The organism is Siphonobacter sp. BAB-5385 (assembly GCF_002261125.1).
In the GTDB taxonomy this organism is placed as follows: Bacteria; Bacteroidota; Bacteroidia; order Cytophagales; family Spirosomataceae; genus Siphonobacter.
Genome location: NZ_NMPS01000060.1, coordinates 1 through 18,986, shown reverse-complemented (window position 1 = coordinate 18,986; position 18,986 = coordinate 1). Strand labels below are relative to the sequence as shown.

The window sequence follows — 18,986 nt, the reverse complement described above, 5'->3', positions numbered from 1 at the left end:
AGTTTTCAGTTTGCGGTTTTCTGTTTTCAGTTGAGTCGTTAGCTTATTTGTCACGACGATACGAAGGCTCAAAGACTCACAACGAAAAGCCCAGCGTAACTCTGAATTTGTACAGAGTTACGCTGGGCTTTAATTCTTGATTTCTACAAAGACGATCGGTAGTATGAAACTCAACTGAAAACGGAAAACCGCAAACTGAAAACTACCCTCACCAAACCTTCAACACAATCGCTGCCAGCGGAGGGATGTTTACGCTGATGGATTGCTCTTTGCCCTGCCAGGTGATGGCTTCGGACATGTAGGTACCATTTTCGTACTTGCCCGTACCCCAGAAACGAATGGCGTCGGAGTTGAAGATTTCGGTATACATCCCTTGCATCGGTACACCAATGCGGTAGTTGGGGCGGGGTACGGGGGTCATGTTCAGGACGATCACCAGTTTTTCGGTGGGTGAATAACCTTTCCGGCTGTACACCAGCACCGTGTTTTCGCGATCCGTCGTATCAATCCATTCGAAGCCTTCGGCTGAGAAACTATGCTCAAAGAGGGCTGGTTCTTTCTTATACAAAGCATTCAATTCCGTCACGCAGGCTTTCATACCCAAATGCGGCGGGTACTGCAAGAGGTGCCAGTCCAGCGATTGTTTAAAGTTCCACTCCGACGTCTGACCGAATTCGCCCCCCATAAACAGCAATTTGGTTCCGGGGTGCGTAAACATGTACGTGAATAACAATCGCAGGTTCGCAAAACGCTGCCATTCATCGCCGGGCATTTTCGAAACCAGTGCTTCCTTCCCGTAGACCACTTCGTCGTGCGAGAGGGGTAACATGAAGTTTTCGGTAAACCCGTAAACCGTACTGAAGGTAAACTGATCCTGGTGGTACTTGCGGTACGCCGGATCTCGTTCGAAGTACTTCAGCGTATCGTTCATCCAGCCCATCATCCACTTCATGCCAAAGCCCAGTCCGCCCGTATAGACCGGACGCGATACGCCGGGGAACGCCGTTGACTCCTCGGCAATGGTTTGGGTATCGGGGTATTCCTGATAGATGATGGTATTGAGGTCGCGGAACAGCGAAATCGCTTCCAGGTTTTCGCGGCCCCCAAACACGTTGGGTACCCACTCACCTGCATTCCGGGAGTAGTCCAGATACAGCATGGAAGCCACGGCATCCACCCGTAGGCCATCAACGTGGTAACGATCCAGCCAGAAAACGGCGTTCGATAACAGGAAGCTCCGTACTTCGTTCCGACCGTAATTGAAAATATAGGATTTCCAGTCGGGGTGATAGCCCTGCCGGGGGTCAGCGTGTTCGTACAGGTGTGAACCATCGAAGTAAAACAAGCCCGTGGTATCACCCGGGAAGTGGCTCGGTACCCAGTCCAGAATTACGCCAATGCCATTCTGATGCAGTTTTTCGAACAGCATCATCATCTCCTGTGGCGTACCGTACTTATTGTTAGCGGCGTAATACCCCGTAATCTGATACCCCCAGGAAGGTTCATAGGGGTGTTGCATGACGGGCATGAACTCGACGTGCGTAAAACCGCATTCTTTGACGTGATCAACCAGACGATCCGCAAATTCGGGAATCCGTAAACGACGATCCGGGTCCTGTGGGTCGCGTAACCAGGAGCCTAGGTGGACTTCATACACCGAAACGGGAGCGTTGAGTTTATTCTTTTCGGCTCGCGTCTGCATCCAGTCGGCGTCGTTCCATTCGTACCAGGTATCCCAGACGATACTGGCGGTGGAGGGTGGCTCCTCCCAACGCAGGGCGTACGGATCGCCTTTTTCCAGTTCTTCACCCGAATTGGCTACGATAAAGTATTTGTATACTTCGCCATTGCCTACGTTCGGAATCCAGCCTTCCCAGATTCCTGAACTGTCATAGCGTACGTACAGAGCGTTCGCTCCGCGATTCCAGTAATTGAAGTTACCAATCACGGATACGTACTTGGCATTCGGAGCCCATACGGCGAAATACGTACCCGTAACGCCCTGGTGCTCCATGACGTGCGAGCCGAGCTTTTCGTACAGTTTAAAGTGCTTACCCGACGCAAACAAATGAATATCGAACTCAGAAAAGCGACTGAGCGGTTCGACGGCTTTGAAAGAAACAGAGGAAGTCGGATCAGCCGATTGCCCGGACAAACTTTCCTGAGGTTGAGGTTCTAGTTGAATGCTTGACTTCGCCATACGTGGTGTAAAACAAATGATAAAAGGCTGCAAATGAGTAACCTATTTCAGACCTGCCGCAAGGGTTTGGAAATTCCTGAAAGTCGGACTGGGGTTCTGAATACTTAACTAAAAAGCGTTCGTTTGGTTAGTACCGGTTTCGATAAAAATTCTGAACCATAGCGTCGTGAAGGACTGCCGCAAAATAGCATTTTCCGACGAATGTGCTAGAGAAAAAAGAGCGAAGAGCCAGAAAAGCAAAAAGGCCCATTCGTTCGCTAGTTTGAACGAATGAGCCTTGCTAAGCTACGCAATCCGTAAGGTTATTTCATCTGCACTACCGTAACCCCTGCCCCACCTCGATCAGGGTGTTCGTCGGCCATACCGGCTACCTGAGCGTAGGTACGCAGGTGATTGCGAAGGAGTTGACGCAGGATACCGTCACCTTTTCCGTGTACAATCCGCAGCTCGGGGTATCCCAGCATAATGGCATCGTCCATGAAATTATCGACAGCCACCATTGCCTCTTCGCCGCGTTTACCCCGTACATCCAGGTTGAACGAGAAGTTGATGGCTTTTTCGTTTAGATCTACACCCGTGAGCTTGGCCCGGGGTTTATCGTCGCCCGTAGCGGCTTTGAATTCTTTGCGGGAAACCTTTTCGAGACGGTTCGCTTTCACCGTCGTACGCAGATCGCCAATGGCAATAACGGCGTCTTTTCCCTTCAGATCCAGTACTTCCCCCACCGTACTCTGCCCTTTGATGCGGACCAGTGATCCTACCGTAATGGTCCCGCCTACGACTTCCACTTCGTTCGTCGGGGCCGGGGCGGCTTTGGGTGGGGCAATCACTTCCTGCGTGAGCTTCTGAGCCGAGAAATCGGTTAATTGCTGACGGATTTCCTTGGTGGCCAGCTTTTCAGCTCCCTGTTCACGGATTTCCCGAATGGTATTCTCAATCTTAGCATTGGCTTCCCGCAGCAGTTCTTTCGCCTGAATCTTCGCCTCGTTGAGCAGCCGTTTTTTCTCCGTATCCAGGTAACTTTTCAGCGTCTGGTACTGCTCGGTGAGTTTGTCCAGTTCCTGTTGCCGCTGTAAATTCTGGGCGTTCCGATCCTGGAAGACCTTTTTCTCGATTTCCAGTTCTTTCGATAACTTCTCAAAATTCACCTGATGGCGATCCAGCTTCTGCCGGGCCGCGTCGAGTACGGGCTTAGGCAAGCCGATTTTCCGGCCAATTTCAAAGGCAAACGAACTACCGGGCTTCCCGATTTCCAGTTCGTAGAGCGGTTCCAGGTGTTCGGCATCGAAACGCATGGCTCCATTGACCAGCCCTTCCGTACGGTCGGCAAAGGTTTTCAGGTTGGAATAGTGCGTATTGATGACGCCGTAGGCCCCCGAGCGATTCAGATCGTTAAGGATACTTTCAGCAATGGCTCCGCCCAGACTCGGCTCAGTTCCCGTACCAAACTCGTCGATCAGAAACAGCGTTTTCTTGTCCGAATGCAACAGAAAATGCTTCATGTTGGTCAGGTGCGACGAGTACGTCGACAAGTCGTTTTCCAGGCTTTGTTCATCGCCAATGTCCATGAACAGATTCCGGAAGAGACCAATCGTTGAGAAATCATCCACCGGTACCAGCAGGCCGCACTGGAACATATACTGGATCAGACCCAGCGTTTTCAGCATTACCGACTTCCCCCCGGCGTTGGGGCCGGATACGAGTAAAATGCGTTGTGTGGCATCCAGTTTCACGTGCAGCGGTACCACCGACCGGCCCTGTTTCTGATAGCTCATCAGCAAAAGTGGGTGCCGGGCACCGTGCCAGTCCACGAGGGGTTGCTGGACGAAAAATGGAGCGTTGGCGTTCATTTCCAACGCCAGTTTAGCCTTGGCCCGAATGAAATCCACGATGCCCAGAAAGGTATAGGCCCGCTTGAGTTCTTCGGTATGCGGACGCACTTTCGAGGTCAGATCGGTCAGGATACGGATGATTTCCCGGCGTTCCCGCGACTCCAGCTCCCGAATTTCATTATTCGACTCCAGGGCATCGGCGGGCTCCAGAAAAACGGTTTTCCCCGAATCCGATTCATCCTGTACGAAGCCCCGAATTTTGCGTTTATGCTCGGCCACCAGCGGAATCACCATCCGACCGTTCCGCACGGTCATGGTCGCTCCTTCGGGTACCCATCCGTTTTGTTGGGCCGTCCGTAACATCGAATCGAGCGTCCGCCGCAGACGGGCCTGTTCGGCAATCAGTTCCCGACGAATGTGCTGCAACTCCGCCGAGGCATTGTCCCGCAACCGACCACGATCATCGATGATCCGGTCAATTTCCTTGAGTAACTGCGACAGCTCATCACTCTTACTCCGGCGGGGTTTATCTTCGTCGTCGGTTTTACGTTCCTGAAACGCCTGTACGGTCAGTTCCCGCAGGTACGGAAAGCTGGGTTCTTCTTTGTTCTCGAAAAACCGCTGAATACTTTGAATGGTACGCAGCGAAAGTTTGAGATCGAAAAATTCTTCTTCGTCCAAAAAGGCCCCTTCAATGCGGGCTTTGGCAATTTGTTCGTTAACGTCAATGTAATTCGACTGCGGAAAATCCGGCTCGTGAGCCACAATTTCCTTCATTTCGGCCACCTGACCCACCATTTTCTGGATCTGGTCAAAGCGGTCGGAAAAGCGTATTTTCTCGACAAACGACCGACCCAGCGACGACAGGCAAGCCTCGCTCAGCATCTGACGGATCCGGTCGAATCCGAGTTTTTCTTCTATGTTTTTTGGGTAAAGCAAGTTAGTTTTTGGTTATTGGTTACTGGTTTCTTGTATTGGGTTGAAGAGGGTATTTAACCAGGTGACAAAGCGGGCAGCTAGTTCGTGGTTGTGATTCAAATAGGATTTTGTAATGGCTAAACCCATCGGTGTTCCGGGATCTTCCTGCCAGGCCAGCCAGGTATGGATGAAAGCTTTAGCCCGGTGGATATCTTTATACAGGGCTTTTCTGGGCATGGCTTCGATAACCGCTAAAACCCGCTCTACTTCAGCTATCAGTTCATCTCCTTCTGGAATCAGTACTTTGGCAAAATCTTCCAGCATTCCAGAGCTTTGTAAATTATCCGGCATAAGCCATATACCTAAACGTGGATAGTAGCTGGAAGATTCAATAATTGTGCCGCTAGGATTAGGATGTTCGGGTAAATAGTAATCCAACCTCACTAACTGATCCTGTAAACTTTTCCAACGATTCATTGAATCATGATCGGCATCCAATAGTACCCCTACGCTTGTATTCGATTCAAGCCTTAATCGTGTGGGCAATTGATCTAATAACTTCGTGATTCCTTCACAATCGACAACTTCAAAATTTTGCAGAATATCATACTTCTTGCAGAGAGCCCAAACTACATGTTGATCATCGTTTCCCTCTACCAATAATTTAGCCTTTAACTTTTCGCGTATTTTCATTAGCGAGGGTCAATATTATTTTCAACAATAATTTCTAAATCTTCTGCATCTGCAGTTTCCTGCTTAATCTCCCCATCTATATTAACTAGCTTAATCAACTGACTATTCTGATATTGATCTTGGCTATTGACAATTGATTCAAAAGCTTTAATCGTATCATTACTGTGCGTCGTAGCAAAAACCTGAACATTTAACTTTTCAGCTAGCTGAAAAATAATTTCCCATAGCTTTTCCTGAACAGAGTAGTGAAGGCCGTTTTCAAATTCGTCGATGAGTAGGTAACCATTAGTGCAGGTAACCATTTTTAGAATGATAGTAAGGATTCGATTTATCCCATCTCCCATTCTTTTTAAAGGTAATTTACCTAGATTCTTATGACGTATAAAGGCTTCGTCTGCACTATTAAAGTCTAAATCTACAATATTTGAATCAATTAAATGCAAAGCTTTTATGACCGACTTTTTCTCATCTGTTAACGCGATCAGATCCCATAATTGGGAATTAATTTTCGTTAGCAAAGAAGGACTGACATATTTGAAATTATCCGTAGTAATAGAAGTTAATAAGTTTTCACCACCTAAATTCCCTCCTGAATGATGATAATTATTATCTTCACCTGTTCTTTTATACTTAAGTATTCTTATTCCTTGAAAACCTTTCCCCTCTAATTCGGATTTATTTTTAACAAGAGTAAAAAAGCTATTATTTAAGCCAATAATACCAAATACAAATCCTAGTGTAACTTTACTTCCTAAGTCTATTATTTGAATATGATTATTTTCATTCCATTGATCGATTATTGAATTATAAATCAATGAGGAAAAAACCTCTTCTATTCTTTTTCTATACTCAATATCCTTGCTGTCAATTACTTCACCTCTATCTCCTAAAATAGCATAAAGCGTTTTCCAGATATCATTCGTATTCAAGATCGCCACCGCTTCCAATAAACTGCTCTTACCCGTATTATTCTTTCCAATCACCAGATTGACCCGGCCTAATTTCGGGATAGTTAGGTGACGTAAATTCCGGTAGTTTTTTATTTCCAGCGAGTGAAGCATAGGTGTGTTTTTTCTAAAGGTTATCCAATCATTCTGCCACTCGATCTTTCGACACGGCATTTGAAATCTGCTGCACCAGCACCTCATTAATCCGGACGTAACTCTCGTGCGTCCAGCCCGCTACGTGGGGTGTGAAGATGACATTCGGCAATTGAATCAGGGAATCAAACACTTCGTCGGGACCGGCGGGTAACTGGTGGAGTTTTTCGTTTTCCAGTACGTCCAGGCAGGCTCCCAGGATTTTTCCAGACTGTAATCCCTGCAACACGGCGGCCAGTTGTACGATTTCCCCCCGCGAACAGTTGATCAGGTAGAAAGGCTTCTGAAACTGACTAATGAAATCTTCGCGTACCAAATAATTCGTTTCATCCGTCAGCGGGATGTGCAAACTCAGTACATCGGCCTGCTCAAAAAGCTGCTCCATGCTGGCTTGCCTGGCGTACGCATCGGAATAATTATCCCGGTATTTATCGTAAGCCAGCACGTTCACGTTGAAACCGCTCAGTCGTTTGGCAAAGGCCTGTCCGTTATGCCCATACCCAATTAAACCAACGGTTTTGCCGCCCAGTTCGGTACCACGATTGGCTTCGCGTAACCAGATTTTCTGGCGTACTTCCCGGTCGGCGGTATGGATATGGTTGAGCAGAGCCAGTAACATGCCCAGGGCATGTTCGCCCACGGCATCCATATTCCCGGCATTGGCCGCAAACAGGCGTACGTGATGGCGATCACAAGCTTCCCGGTCAATCAGATCCAGTCCGGCCCCAGCCCGACCGATGAATTCCAGACGCGTGGCGGCCTGTAGAAAAGCCTCGTCCACGCGGGTTTTATTGCGGATCATCAATCCTTCATAGTCGGCAATCTGTTCGAGAATTTCGTCCCGCTTGGCTTTGGGTTGATAGGTATAGGCAAACCCGGCTCCGTCAAGCATTTCGAACAGGCTGGGGTGCATTTCATCACAAACAAAAATTCGTTTCATCGCAGAAGGAGTTAGCCAAAACTGGGCTGGTATTGCTGATAAAAGGTCAAAGTTAAAACTTTCGTATCGCCCATGAAAGTGCGTATTATTCAACCCATTTTCAAAGCCCAGAGTTTCCCTGAGTGAAAGGAAAGGATGGTTTGGGTGGCCCTGACACGCCGGAAATAAGCTTTACCTACTTCGGTCTTTGCCAAAAAAAGACTTCCCGCAGGGCCAATTCCCTGATGGATGCCGTAACTTCGCCCAGTTATCCTGATTTTCAAGGTCAGTATAACCCCAAATCTGACTGGATGAAACGATCATGAGCGAGCAAGCACAGAAACCGGTTATTGGCATCACTTTGGGCGATTACAACGGTATCGGACCCGAAGTAATCCTGAAAGCCTTACACGGAAATCAACTCAATAAACATTTTACGCCGGTGGTCTACGGATCGATGCGGGTATTGAACCGTTACAAGCATCTGTACGACATGAAAGACTGGCAGCTGCATCCGGCCCCCGCTGCTGATCAGATGAATACCAAGATGGTCAACGTCATCACCTGTTTCGATGACAGCCAGACCAACGTTGAACCGGGTAAAGTAGTACCCGAAGCCGGACAGGCCGCGTACCAGAGTCTGGCGAAAGCCGTTGAAGACCTGAAAGCGGGACATCTCTCGGCTTTGGTGACGGCCCCCATCAACAAGTACAACATTCAATCCGAAGAATTCAAGTTTCCAGGACATACCGAATACCTCGCCGAAGCCTTCAGCAGTTCCGAATACCTGATGTTCATGGTATCTGAACGCCTGAAAGTGGGCGTGGTGACGGGTCACGTACCCCTGGGCCGAGTTCGTTCGAACATCAATCAGGACGCAGTTTCCCGGAAATTAACGCAGATTATCAAGTCTTTAAAGGAAGATTTCGGTATTCAGAAACCCCGGATCGCGGTACTGGGTCTGAACCCGCATGCGGGTGAAGACGGACTTTTGGGCAACGAAGAAAAGGATGTCATCCTGCCCGTAATCGATCAGTTCCGCAAGAAAAATCATTTGGTATACGGACCTTTCCCCGCCGATGGCTTTTTGGAGCCAGCAGCTGGAAGAAATTCGATGCCATTCTGGCCATGTATCACGACCAGGGCCTGATGCCGTTTAAGATGCTGGCTTTTGAAGACGGCGTAAACTTTACGGCGGGTCTGCCCATCGTTCGGACGAGTCCTGATCACGGTACGGCTTACGATATTGCGGGTAAAAATGTAGCCGATCCCAGTTCCATGCTACACGCGTTGTATTCGGCTCTGGACATTGTCCGGCACCGTACCGAATGGGAAAGCCTGGAAGCTCAGGGACTTGAGCACCAGAATGATGCAGCCATGACGGAACTACCCGTCACGGATGATCGGGATCCCCGAACGGAAACTTCGACCCGCTCCGCGAAGGAAGATCGTCCCAACCGGGAAGATCGCCCGAATCGCGACGAGCGGCAACCCCGCGAAGAACGAGCGGCCCGGGAGGATCGCTCCAATCGCGAAGAACGTCCCAATCGGGAAGAACGCTCTAACCGCGAAAATCGCCCACCCCGGGAAGACCGCCGTCCAGCTGCCTCACCCGTAGCGACGGACTTGCCTGCATCGGACCCGATAGCCGAACAACCCCTGGAACCCAAAGCCGAAGAGCAACGCACGAATGAACGGCCCCGGCGGGAGGATCGGCAAAATCGAAACAATCGTCCCCAGCGGGAAGATCGTCAGCAACGCCCGGATCGGCGGGAAAATCAAAACCAGCGGCCTCCGCAGGAAGCCAGTGCGGATGCGACCCCTGCCGGAAGTGAAGAACAACGTCCCAATGAACGGCCCCGGCGGGAAGACCGGCAGAATCGGAATAACAACCCCCGTTTCCAGCGAGACGAGCGTCAACCACGCCCGGATCGGCGGGAAAACCAGAACCAGCGACCTAAACCGGACGCTGAATCAGAGCCTTCGGAAAACCGGGAAGCCCAGATAAAATTATTAGCGATTTCTCAATCTTTACTGATTGCCAAAACGCCGCCAACCAACGCTAAACCGGACGAGAACCCCGAAGCCTAGTCGTTCTTGTTCATATTTTCTGTACTATGTTGAAATCGATGACCGGCTTTGGCCGGGGCGTTCTGGAAGCGGATGGCTTTCAGGTAACTGCCGAAATTAAAACACTAAATTCCAAGGGTTTAGACATTTTTTGCAGAATACCCAAAAGTTTATCAAGTCGGGAAATTGAACTGCGTAATCTCCTTTCGGCTGAACTCGAACGCGGAAAAATTGAGCTGAATATCAGTATTACCAAGACGGCCCAGGCCGAAGCCTCCGTTTCCGTAAACCGTCCGCTCGTAAAGGCGTATTTTCAGGATTTACGGGAAAGCTTCTACCACCTGAGCAATAGCTTCGACGACCTGGAAATGTTCAAGCTGGCTCTAACCTGGCCGAACGCCCAGAATACCGAAGTAGTCACAGAAAGCTCGGAAGACGAGTGGAAAACTGCTCTGGAAGCTGTGCGTCTGGCCCTGACCGAATGCCAGGCCTTCCGCGAACGCGAAGGACAGGTACTCGAAGGTATTTTCAGCGACTGCATCAACGGGATTGAAAAAGGTTTACAGCAGGTTGCTGAACAGGATGGACTGCGGATTCCGGCAGTACGCGAACGCTTGCTGAAAACCATTACGGATTTACTCGGGGAAGACGGTTTCGATAAAAATCGCTTCGAGCAGGAACTGGTCTACTACGTCGAGAAATACGACATTTCCGAAGAAAAAGTACGTCTGCAAACGCACCTCGATTATTTCCGGGAAATCATCCAGGAAGGCAACGGCAAAAAGCTGGGTTTCATGGCTCAGGAAATTGGACGGGAAATCAATACCATCGGCTCAAAAGCCAATGATGCGGGCCTGCAGCGACTGGTCGTAGGCATGAAAGACGATCTGGAGAAAATTAAGGAACAAACGGCGAACGTGTTGTAACTATTCCCATACCCATGTTCCCCGTATTGCATACGGAGCTATGTACATTGAATCCCTTCGGGTTAAGGTAGTTGGTATAGTAGACGTTTATAGTAATGTAGGGTAGGTTTATACTTTGTACTGGTGCAGGTTTCCAAACCTGTACCTACCATCTGGCAGTTTCCAACTGCCTTTGCAAATCTCAATCCGGCATCCCCGCATTGCATACGGGGCTATTTATATTGAATCCCTTCGGGGTTGAGGAGATTGATAGAAGGTAACGTTTCTAAACTTACAGCTAGACTGCTACTCTTTGTAAACGTCAGAGCGTATCCTACGGCGTATGGAATGGTTTTATTCCGTACGCCGTATTTGTGTTTTATTTCCGTACTCTATGCCGCTCACTACCGAATTTTATCAGCAACCTTCCCTTGATTTAGCCCGTAATTTACTGGGATGTGTATTGGTTCATAACAGTCCCGAGGGCCGCACGGCGGGGATTATCGTCGAAACGGAAGCGTACCTAAAAGACGATCCGGCCTGCCATGCCTACACGCGAAAGACGGTTCGCAATGCCCCCATGTTCGGTCCAGTAGGCATGATTTACGTGTATCAGATTTATGGTCAATATTACTGCGTCAATATTTCCAGTGGTGGCGAAGGTATTGGCGAGGCTGTTCTGATCCGGGCTTTGGAACCGACGGAAGGGCTGGATTTGATGGCGGAACGCCGCATCGCCGCTCAGCAACGAATTCAACAGTTTTTCGGAAAACCTACGCCGATCGGGTACTGAAACCGACGCAGTTGTGCAAGGGTCCGGCGAGTCTGGTACACGCCATGGCTATTACCAAGGAGATGAATTTCTGGATGATTCAGGATAGTCCGTTGTTTATCGAACCGGCCGTTTTACACGATTTCGACGTGGTCCAGACGACGCGAATTGGCATTAAAGTAGGCGTAGAACTCCCCTATCGTTTCTACGTGAAGGGTAATGCGTTTATTAGTAAGAAATAGAGGGCTATACTAGGCTACCTTTAAAGAATCTGTTACCTAATTTCCCTTGGTCAACGTCACAATCAACCAACAACTCGTAACCAGAAACCAGGATTTTTGTACTTTGCTCCTCTTATGGATGCTACGTATACGGTACGGATCGTTGAGTTTTCAGAAGCTATTCCGACCCTCCCCTTTGAACGTTATTTGTTTAATGAACCCCTTCACCTTCAAACCCAGGTACAGCCGGGCGACCGGGTACTGACCTTTTTTTACTGAAAGCGGAGCAGATACAGGCCCGGCTTACGGTATTTATGACGCCCGAAAAAGCCATCAGTCCCCGCCGGGCGACGTTTGGTGGAATCGAAACGAATACTGACGTTCCGCTTTCAGCGTTGCAGATATTCGTACAGGCTGTTTTTGCCGAAGTTTCAACCGTACCTTTTCTTGAACTTCGTAGTTTTCCAGATGGATTGAACCCCGAACTAGCTACTCACCTGCATCGGCTGTTTACAGAAGCTGGTTTTCGGGTCACGACCACCGAACTGAATCAGCATTTGTCGGTTTCTTCCCTGCCCATTGAACAGTACTTACACGCCTCCACCTTACGCCGATTAAGGAAAAGTGAGCGGGAAGGCTTTACCTTTTCTGAATGGGTGGAACCCGACTGGCCGCAGGTACACGCTTTCATCGCGGAAGCCCGCCGCCGGAAAAACCGTCCGATGACCCTATCGCTGGAGCAGTTACAACAGTCGATTCAGCAGTTGCCCGGCATTTTTCGGGTGTTCACCGTGCGGCAGGATACCGTGCTGGCGGCTTTAATCGTAACGGTTCACATCAATAATCGGATTCTGTATACCCTGTATCCCGCCGATGATCCGGCTTTTTTAAGCTCCAGTCCGCTCATTCTGGCGTATGCGGGTTTGTATCGGCTTTGTCAACGCGAAGGGTACGAACTTCTGGATCTGGGAATCTCCACGGAGAACGGCGAACGCAACGAGGGTCTCATTCGTTTTAAAAACAATCTTGGAGCGATGGAATCAGAAAAACGCACTTACACGTTCTTCTTTCCCAGAAAGTAAATAAATTGTCTTCAAATCATTCAACAATTTCATGGACGCTTACATTGTAGCCGGTTTCCGTAGCCCCGTCGGTAAAGCTCCCAAGGGAGGTTTACGCTTTACTCGCCCCGACGATCTGGCGGCTACGGTCATTAAACATACCCTTTCAACGATTCCTCAACTGGACCCCAGCCGCGTCGATGACCTCATCGTCGGCAACGCCGTACCCGAAGCCGAACAGGGCATGCAGATGGGTCGGTACATTTCCCTCCTGGCCCTTCCCGAAACGGTTTCGGGCCTGACCATTAACCGCTACTGCGGTTCCGGTTTGGAAGCCGTGGCCATGGCCGCGAGCAAAATCCACGCGGGCTGGGCCGATTGCATTATTGCGGGCGGTACGGAATCCATGTCGCTGGTGCCGGTGATGGGCTGGAAAACGGCTCTCAACTACGACATTGCCAAGAATCACGCGGATTACTACCTGAGCATGGGGCTTACGGCGGAACAGGTCGCTCAACAGTTCAAAATCAGCCGGGAAGCTCAGGATGCCTTTGCTCTGGCCAGCCATCAGAAAGCGTTGAAAGCTCAGTCAGAAGGGATTTTCGATGCAGAAATCGTTCCGATTCCAGTGCAGGAAACCTTCTTTGATCCCCTGAGCGGTAAGAAAAAAACGAAAGAATTCGCCGTAGCTCTTGATGAGGGTCCCCGGGCGGATACGAGTATGGAAGCGTTAGCGAAGCTGAAACCCGTTTTTGCGGCCAATGGTAGCGTTACGGCAGGCAATTCCTCGCAAACCTCCGATGGAGCGGCCTTTGTCGTGGTCATGTCCGAGCGGCTGGTGAACGAACTGGGCCTGCAACCCATTGCCCGGATGATGAGCTACGCTACAGCGGGCGTCGAACCCCGGATCATGGGCATTGGCCCCGTGGCGGCCATCCCCAAAGCTCTGAAACAGGCCGGTTTGAAACTGGACGATATTGAGCAGGTGGAACTGAATGAAGCTTTCGCGGCCCAGTCGCTGGCGGTGATTCAGGAACTGGGGATCAATCCCGAGCTGGTCAATCCCAACGGTGGAGCCATTGCCTTAGGTCACGCTTTGGGATCTACCGGAGCCCGTTTATCGGTGCAATTGCTCCACGAAATGCGTCGGCGGCAGCAAAAATACGGCATGGTCACGGCCTGCGTCGGCGGTGGCCAGGGCGTAGCCGGTATCTACGAGTTTTTAAATTAGACTTCTCTTCATCAAGCCTAAAACCCCGTCCCAGGTACTCGGACGGGGTTTCTATTTTTTAAGGTTTTTGATCGTGCTTGTTCGGCATTCCATCGCATCTTTTCTCTTGATTCATACCCGCTTACGAACGGCCTGCGTTGTATACCCAGTTTGTGTGCTACACACGAACACACGTTTTGCGTGTAGTATAGAAAAAGGTTGAAGGTTCGTCGGAATGCCATGGATTACTGATCCGTGGCATTTTCATGCGACGCTCAGATTCGTTTTATTGACAGAAAAAGTATTCAAATATTTCAAGCAAACACCCGAAAAAGCCTATTCCCCCGACAGTACGGGATGGTTAAAATCCCCGAACTTCCCTAGCTTTGGGAATTACGAATACCTCTACTCTTTCTTTATGCAGGCTCTCTTTGGTGTCATTTTCCACTTCATTGGTGGGTTCGCTTCCGGCAGTTTCTATATTCCTTTCAAACGCGTAAAAGAGTGGGCCTGGGAAAGTTACTGGATCATTGGTGGTCTATTCTCCTGGCTAATCGCTCCTTACGTGGCCGCCTGGCTTACGATTCCTGATTTCATGGCCATCATTCGGCAAACCGATAGCGATACGCTGTTCTGGACCTACGTGATGGGACTGTTGTGGGGCATCGGTGGCCTTACGTTTGGGTTGTCCGTGCGTTACCTGGGTCTGTCCCTTGGTCAGTCAGTGGTACTGGGCTTTTGCTCTGCCTTTGGTGCCTTGATTCCACCGATTTACCGCGATTTCTTTACCCAGGAAACCGAAGGAACGATTACGCAGATGATTAATTCTACGGGTGGCAAAGTAGTACTCCTGGGCGTACTCATCTGTATCATCGGCATTGTGATTTGCGGACGGGCGGGCGTCATGAAAGAAGCCGATCTTTCCGAAGAAGAGAAAAAAGCCAGTGTACAGGAATTCAACCTCTGGACGGGTCTGATTGTAGCCACCTTCTCCGGTATTCTGAGTGCCTGCTTCAACTTCGGTATCGAAGCCGGAAAGCCGATGGCTTTGAAAGCGATCACCGCGGGTTGTAATCCGCTGTTTCAGAATAATGTCATTTTCGTCGTCGTACTCTGGGGCGGACTGACTACCAACCTGCTCTGGTCCTTACTGCTAAATTTCCGCAATAAAACCTTTGGTAACTATACCGATTCCAAAACGCCCCTGCTGAATAACTACGTGTTTTCGGCCATAGCGGGAACGACCTGGTTTCTCCAGTTCTTTTTCTACGGTATGGGTGAAAGCAAGTTGGGCAACGGTGCCAGTTCCTGGATTTTACATACGGCCAGTATCATCATCATTTCCAATCTCTGGGGTTTGTACCTGAAGGAATGGAAAGGCGTACAGCCCGCTACGTATCGTACCATTCTGACGGGAATCGCGACTATCATCCTGTCGGTTATGGTCGTTGGCTACGGAAATTATCTGAGTGAATAAACGCATCTTCTTTTAGCAAAACGCCCCTTCCGAACCATTCGGAAGGGGCGTTTTGCTATTAACTCCCCGCTGGTAAATCCGAAGTATCGGATAGCTCCGGAGCCGCAATCACTTTTCCGGTTTGTCGTCCGTAGTAAATCAGGCCTGCCGACATGATGACATTGGTACTGATGATCGTGAACAACAGTACCCCGCTGAAATCCGGTAAGACCATGGTGGCCGGTATCCCGAAAAAGATCAGGATCGTAATCAGGCCCCGGGGAGCAATAAACAATTCCGGCAATAAGGGAATATTCAAAATCCACTTGAGATACATGGCCCGCATGGCGTACAGTGTCGTTACCATGATTCCACCAATCAGCCAGACTTTGGGATTAGTAAGCGATTGTAAATCAATCGAGAAACCAAACAGTACGAAGAAGTACGTACGAATCAGGAAGGCACTTTCGGCTGTAATGGACTTGAATACGGGTAATTCTTCGTCCAGTTTATCGTGAATGAGGTATTTACGCAGGAAGTTAGGAATGACCAGATTGATGTTGTTCATCATTAACCCAAACGCCAAAATCAGTAGCAGCGGCGACAGGTGAAAGAGCTTGGCCAGCGAGTACACCAGAATGAGTAGAGCAATGATGAGGAAGAACTTGACGTGCTGTGTAATCCGGCTCATCAAATACACCAGTACGATACAACCCAGCAGCGACATCAGCAGAATACCAACGACTTCCACGATGAAATGCAGCATCGACGCCATGGTCAGTTCGTCATTCATCAATACAAAATTGAAGAGCATGATACCCAGAATATCGGAGAACGAACTTTCGTAAGTAATGAATTCTTTTTTGCGGGGGTCCGTCAGGTTGGCTACACTGGGAATGGCAATCGCACTACTGATGACCGCCAGTGGTACCGCATTGAGCAGTCCACGGTGAAAATCGCCGTACGCAATGGCCAGTGGCGTAGCCATCGTAAAAGCCGTAGCCAGCAAAATGCCTAAAGCCGCCAGTAAGGATTGCCAGATCAGCTTGCTCTTTTTCCGGTCCAACTCCAGTTCCATAGCTCCCTCCAGTACAATCAGAATGAGTCCAACCGTACCTAATACGGGCAGCGTATCGTTCACCCGACCTACGTAAAAACCCCGGCTATCAGCGAAAAGCCGCAATCCTACGCCTAAACTAATCAGTAGTAAAACGGAAGGAATGTTCGTTTTCTTAGTAATGAAGTTAAACAGGTAAGAAACCAGAATCAGACTACTGCTGATGATCAAAATCCAGTTGGAGTTCATTCGTTGAAACTTTTGTACGGATAATCGCATTGTATCCCTGCATGTGGCCCGGTGGACAGCCTATCTACCCGCTCCGGCGACAGAAAGGCTCCGGTGAAACCCCGCGTATCTATCACGGGGAAATCGTTACCTTCGCTCAGGGATTGCATACCCATTTTAGAAATAATAATCTTTTCCTCACGTGGCCGAAGAAAAAGTTAGTGGTAAGATCGTAGACTGGAAAATTATTCAGCGATTATTTCAGTTTATCAAACCTTACAACCTACAGTTTATCAGTTTGGTGGTACTGATTCTGCTGGGAGCCGTATTAGCTCCCCTGACACCCCTGCTGATTCGTTATACCATTGACCATCACATTGCCGTCAGTGATTATCAGGGCCTGACTACCATGCTTATCGCCATGGTAGCTTTGTTAGTGGTCCAGGGCCTGACGCAGTTTGCCAGTAGTTACCTGTCGGGTTGGCTGGGTCAAACCATCATTCGGGATATCCGGGTTCAACTCTACGAAAAAATTCTGTACTTGCGGTTAAAATTCTTCGACGATACACCCATTGGCCGACTGGTTACCCGTACCATTTCGGACGTAGAAACACTCGCGGATGTCTTTTCCGAAGGTCTGGCCAGCATCGCCGGAGATATTCTGCAACTCATATTGATCATTGCGGTGATGATGTACGCGGATTGGCGGCTTTCACTAATCAGTCTGAGTACAGTTCCGCTGATGTTGATTTCCACGTACATCTTCAAGGAGAAAGTCAAGAAGTCGTTTACTGAAGTACGGACGGCGGTGGCTAACCTGAACTCCTTTGTTCAGGAGCACATTACGGGCATGAATATCGTTCAGATTTTTAGTGCGGAACCCATCGAACAGAAGAAGTTTGAGACGCTCAATCAGGAGCACCGTAACGCGAACGTCAAGTCTATTCTGTACTATTCGATTTATTATCCGGTAGCTGAGGTGATTGCGGCCATGGCTACGGGGATGATTGTCTGGTACGGAGCGAAGGAGGTTATTGGCCTGCAAACCAGCTACGGTACTATCACCGCCTTCATCATGTTCATTAACCTTTTTTTCCGACCCATTCGGATGCTGGCGGACCGCTTCAATACCTTGCAAATGGGTGTCGTTAGTACCGACCGTATTCTGAAACTGTTAGATTCCGAAGAATACACCCAGAATGAAGGAACGTATACGCCCGCCGAACTGCACGGGAAAGTGGAATTCCGGAATGTCTGGTTTGCTTATAATGAGCCGGAATTTGTTCTGAAAAACATTGATTTTACGGTTGACGCCGGAAAAACCATCGCTTTCGTCGGAGCTACCGGAGCGGGAAAATCGTCGACCATCAACCTCCTGAGTCGTTTTTACGAGATTCAGAAAGGTCAAATTCTCATTGACGATGTCGATCTGAAAAACTACGAACTGGGCTGGTTACGAAGCCGGATCGGGGTGGTATTGCAGGATGTATTCCTGTTTTCGGATACAATCGAACGCAACATTACGCTGGGCGATCCAACGATTACGCGGGAGCAGGTCATTGAAGCCGCTCGCCTCGTGGGAGCTGACGAATTCATCCAACGTCTCCCGGGTTCTTACGATTACAACGTCATGGAACGCGGGGCTACGCTTTCCGTAGGGCAACGGCAGTTAATTTCGTTTGTACGAGCTTTAGTACGAAATCCTCGAATCCTGATTCTAGACGAGGCTACGGCTTCCGTAGATACGGAGACCGAAGAACTGATTCAGGCGGCTATTACTAAGCTGATGAAAGGTCGTACGGCGATCGTAATTGCTCACCGCCTCAGTACCATTCAGAATGCCGATCAGATTCTGGTCCTCGACAAAGGTCACATCGTGGAAGCCGGACGACACGAAGAACTGCTCGAAAGTGGAGGAGCCTACGCCAATCTTCACCGAATGCAGTATAAGGAATTGGTGTAGTTTTCAGTAGCCGGTTTACTGTTTTCAGTGGTTCATTCGATTTTATACTCGGGTTGTAAAAGATCAAGGCTTCGCTTGCCTATCTTTTACAACCCGAATTGTTTTAGTATCCTCGTACCACTCAAGCATTGCTAAAAACCTGAATCTCGCTCTGCTGTTTATTTCCGTTGAGATTTGGAAAGGGCGATTTCAAACAGGTACATATCCCAGCTTGTCAACGGCAACGTACCCATCAAACGCTACGCACCACTTGCCCCACTAGTTTAACCAGGTTTCCAAAATAAAAAATGAAAACCCTGGTAGTAACCACTAACCCCGAAGGGGTTCAATATCCATAGCCCCGTATGCAATGCGGGGAACATCCCGCCCGGTAGGCACAGC

Annotated in this window: 14 protein-coding genes and 1 pseudogene; 9 read left to right on the top strand and 6 right to left on the bottom strand. The window is 49.2% G+C overall.

The window, feature by feature from the left end:
* Nucleotides 1–208 precede the first annotated feature (208 nt).
* The 5 genes from glgB to BWI93_RS05810 all read right to left on the bottom strand — a co-directional run bounded on the left by glgB (nucleotide 209) and on the right by BWI93_RS05810 (nucleotide 7,683).
* Nucleotides 209–2,200: a 1,4-alpha-glucan branching protein GlgB gene (gene glgB, locus BWI93_RS05830; protein WP_094809206.1), complete on the bottom strand. Its 1,992-nt coding sequence runs from the start codon at nucleotides 2,198–2,200 to the stop codon at nucleotides 209–211.
* A 302-nt stretch (nucleotides 2,201–2,502) separates the two neighbouring features.
* Nucleotides 2,503–4,971 carry an endonuclease MutS2 gene (locus BWI93_RS05825; RefSeq protein ID WP_094809205.1) on the bottom strand — a complete coding sequence of 823 codons (2,469 nt, stop codon included), beginning with the start codon at nucleotides 4,969–4,971 and terminating at the stop codon, nucleotides 2,503–2,505.
* Nucleotides 4,972–4,983: 12 nt separating this feature from the next.
* The gene (locus BWI93_RS05820) at nucleotides 4,984–5,643 is read right to left on the bottom strand and encodes a DUF3226 domain-containing protein (RefSeq protein ID WP_094809204.1); all 660 of its coding nucleotides are present in this window, start codon (nucleotides 5,641–5,643) and stop codon (nucleotides 4,984–4,986) included.
* The gene (locus tag BWI93_RS05815) at nucleotides 5,643–6,704 is read right to left on the bottom strand and encodes an ATP/GTP-binding protein (protein ID WP_176454143.1); all 1,062 of its coding nucleotides are present in this window, start codon (nucleotides 6,702–6,704) and stop codon (nucleotides 5,643–5,645) included. The genes BWI93_RS05820 and BWI93_RS05815 overlap by 1 nt, the downstream gene beginning before the upstream one ends.
* 28 nt (nucleotides 6,705–6,732) lie before the next feature.
* Nucleotides 6,733–7,683, bottom strand: a complete 951-nt coding sequence (locus tag BWI93_RS05810) for a 2-hydroxyacid dehydrogenase (protein ID WP_094809202.1) — start codon at nucleotides 7,681–7,683, stop codon at nucleotides 6,733–6,735.
* Nucleotides 7,684–7,984: 301 nt separating this feature from the next.
* On the opposite strand from BWI93_RS05810, the pseudogene pdxA reads away from it, so the two are divergent.
* The 8 genes and pseudogenes from pdxA (at nucleotide 7,985) to rhaT (ending at nucleotide 15,378) form a co-directional block, all read left to right on the top strand.
* Nucleotides 7,985–9,753: pseudogene (gene pdxA, locus BWI93_RS29430) on the top strand (4-hydroxythreonine-4-phosphate dehydrogenase PdxA).
* A gap of 26 nt (nucleotides 9,754–9,779) precedes the next feature.
* Nucleotides 9,780–10,658: a YicC/YloC family endoribonuclease gene (locus BWI93_RS05800; RefSeq protein WP_094809201.1), complete on the top strand. Its 879-nt coding sequence runs from the start codon at nucleotides 9,780–9,782 to the stop codon at nucleotides 10,656–10,658.
* Between the two features lie 373 nt (nucleotides 10,659–11,031).
* A complete protein-coding gene (locus tag BWI93_RS29425; protein WP_369679103.1) occupies nucleotides 11,032–11,430 on the top strand; it encodes a DNA-3-methyladenine glycosylase in 399 nt (132 codons plus the stop codon).
* Between the two features lie 11 nt (nucleotides 11,431–11,441).
* Complete coding sequence (locus tag BWI93_RS29420) at nucleotides 11,442–11,651, top strand: DNA-3-methyladenine glycosylase (protein WP_369679102.1); 210 nt, start codon at nucleotides 11,442–11,444, stop codon at nucleotides 11,649–11,651.
* A 114-nt stretch (nucleotides 11,652–11,765) separates the two neighbouring features.
* Complete coding sequence (locus BWI93_RS27675; RefSeq protein ID WP_176454142.1) at nucleotides 11,766–11,909, top strand: hypothetical protein; 144 nt, start codon at nucleotides 11,766–11,768, stop codon at nucleotides 11,907–11,909.
* Nucleotides 11,910–11,944: 35 nt separating this feature from the next.
* Nucleotides 11,945–12,712 (top strand): GNAT family N-acetyltransferase, encoded by a 768-nt coding sequence (locus BWI93_RS05790; RefSeq protein ID WP_094809200.1) that lies wholly within the window; start codon nucleotides 11,945–11,947, stop codon nucleotides 12,710–12,712.
* 31 nt (nucleotides 12,713–12,743) lie between these two features.
* Nucleotides 12,744–13,922 carry an acetyl-CoA C-acyltransferase gene (locus BWI93_RS05785; RefSeq protein ID WP_094809199.1) on the top strand — a complete coding sequence of 393 codons (1,179 nt, stop codon included), beginning with the start codon at nucleotides 12,744–12,746 and terminating at the stop codon, nucleotides 13,920–13,922.
* Between the two features lie 397 nt (nucleotides 13,923–14,319).
* Nucleotides 14,320–15,378: an L-rhamnose/proton symporter RhaT gene (rhaT, locus tag BWI93_RS05780; protein WP_094809207.1), complete on the top strand. Its 1,059-nt coding sequence runs from the start codon at nucleotides 14,320–14,322 to the stop codon at nucleotides 15,376–15,378.
* Nucleotides 15,379–15,436: 58 nt separating this feature from the next.
* Here the strand turns inward: rhaT and BWI93_RS05775 are convergent, their stop codons facing one another.
* The gene (locus BWI93_RS05775) at nucleotides 15,437–16,693 is read right to left on the bottom strand and encodes a cation:proton antiporter (RefSeq protein WP_094809198.1); all 1,257 of its coding nucleotides are present in this window, start codon (nucleotides 16,691–16,693) and stop codon (nucleotides 15,437–15,439) included.
* A 151-nt stretch (nucleotides 16,694–16,844) separates the two neighbouring features.
* On the opposite strand from BWI93_RS05775, the gene BWI93_RS05770 reads away from it, so the two are divergent.
* The gene (locus tag BWI93_RS05770; RefSeq protein ID WP_094809197.1) at nucleotides 16,845–18,605 is read left to right on the top strand and encodes an ABC transporter ATP-binding protein; all 1,761 of its coding nucleotides are present in this window, start codon (nucleotides 16,845–16,847) and stop codon (nucleotides 18,603–18,605) included.
* Nucleotides 18,606–18,986 lie beyond the last annotated feature (381 nt).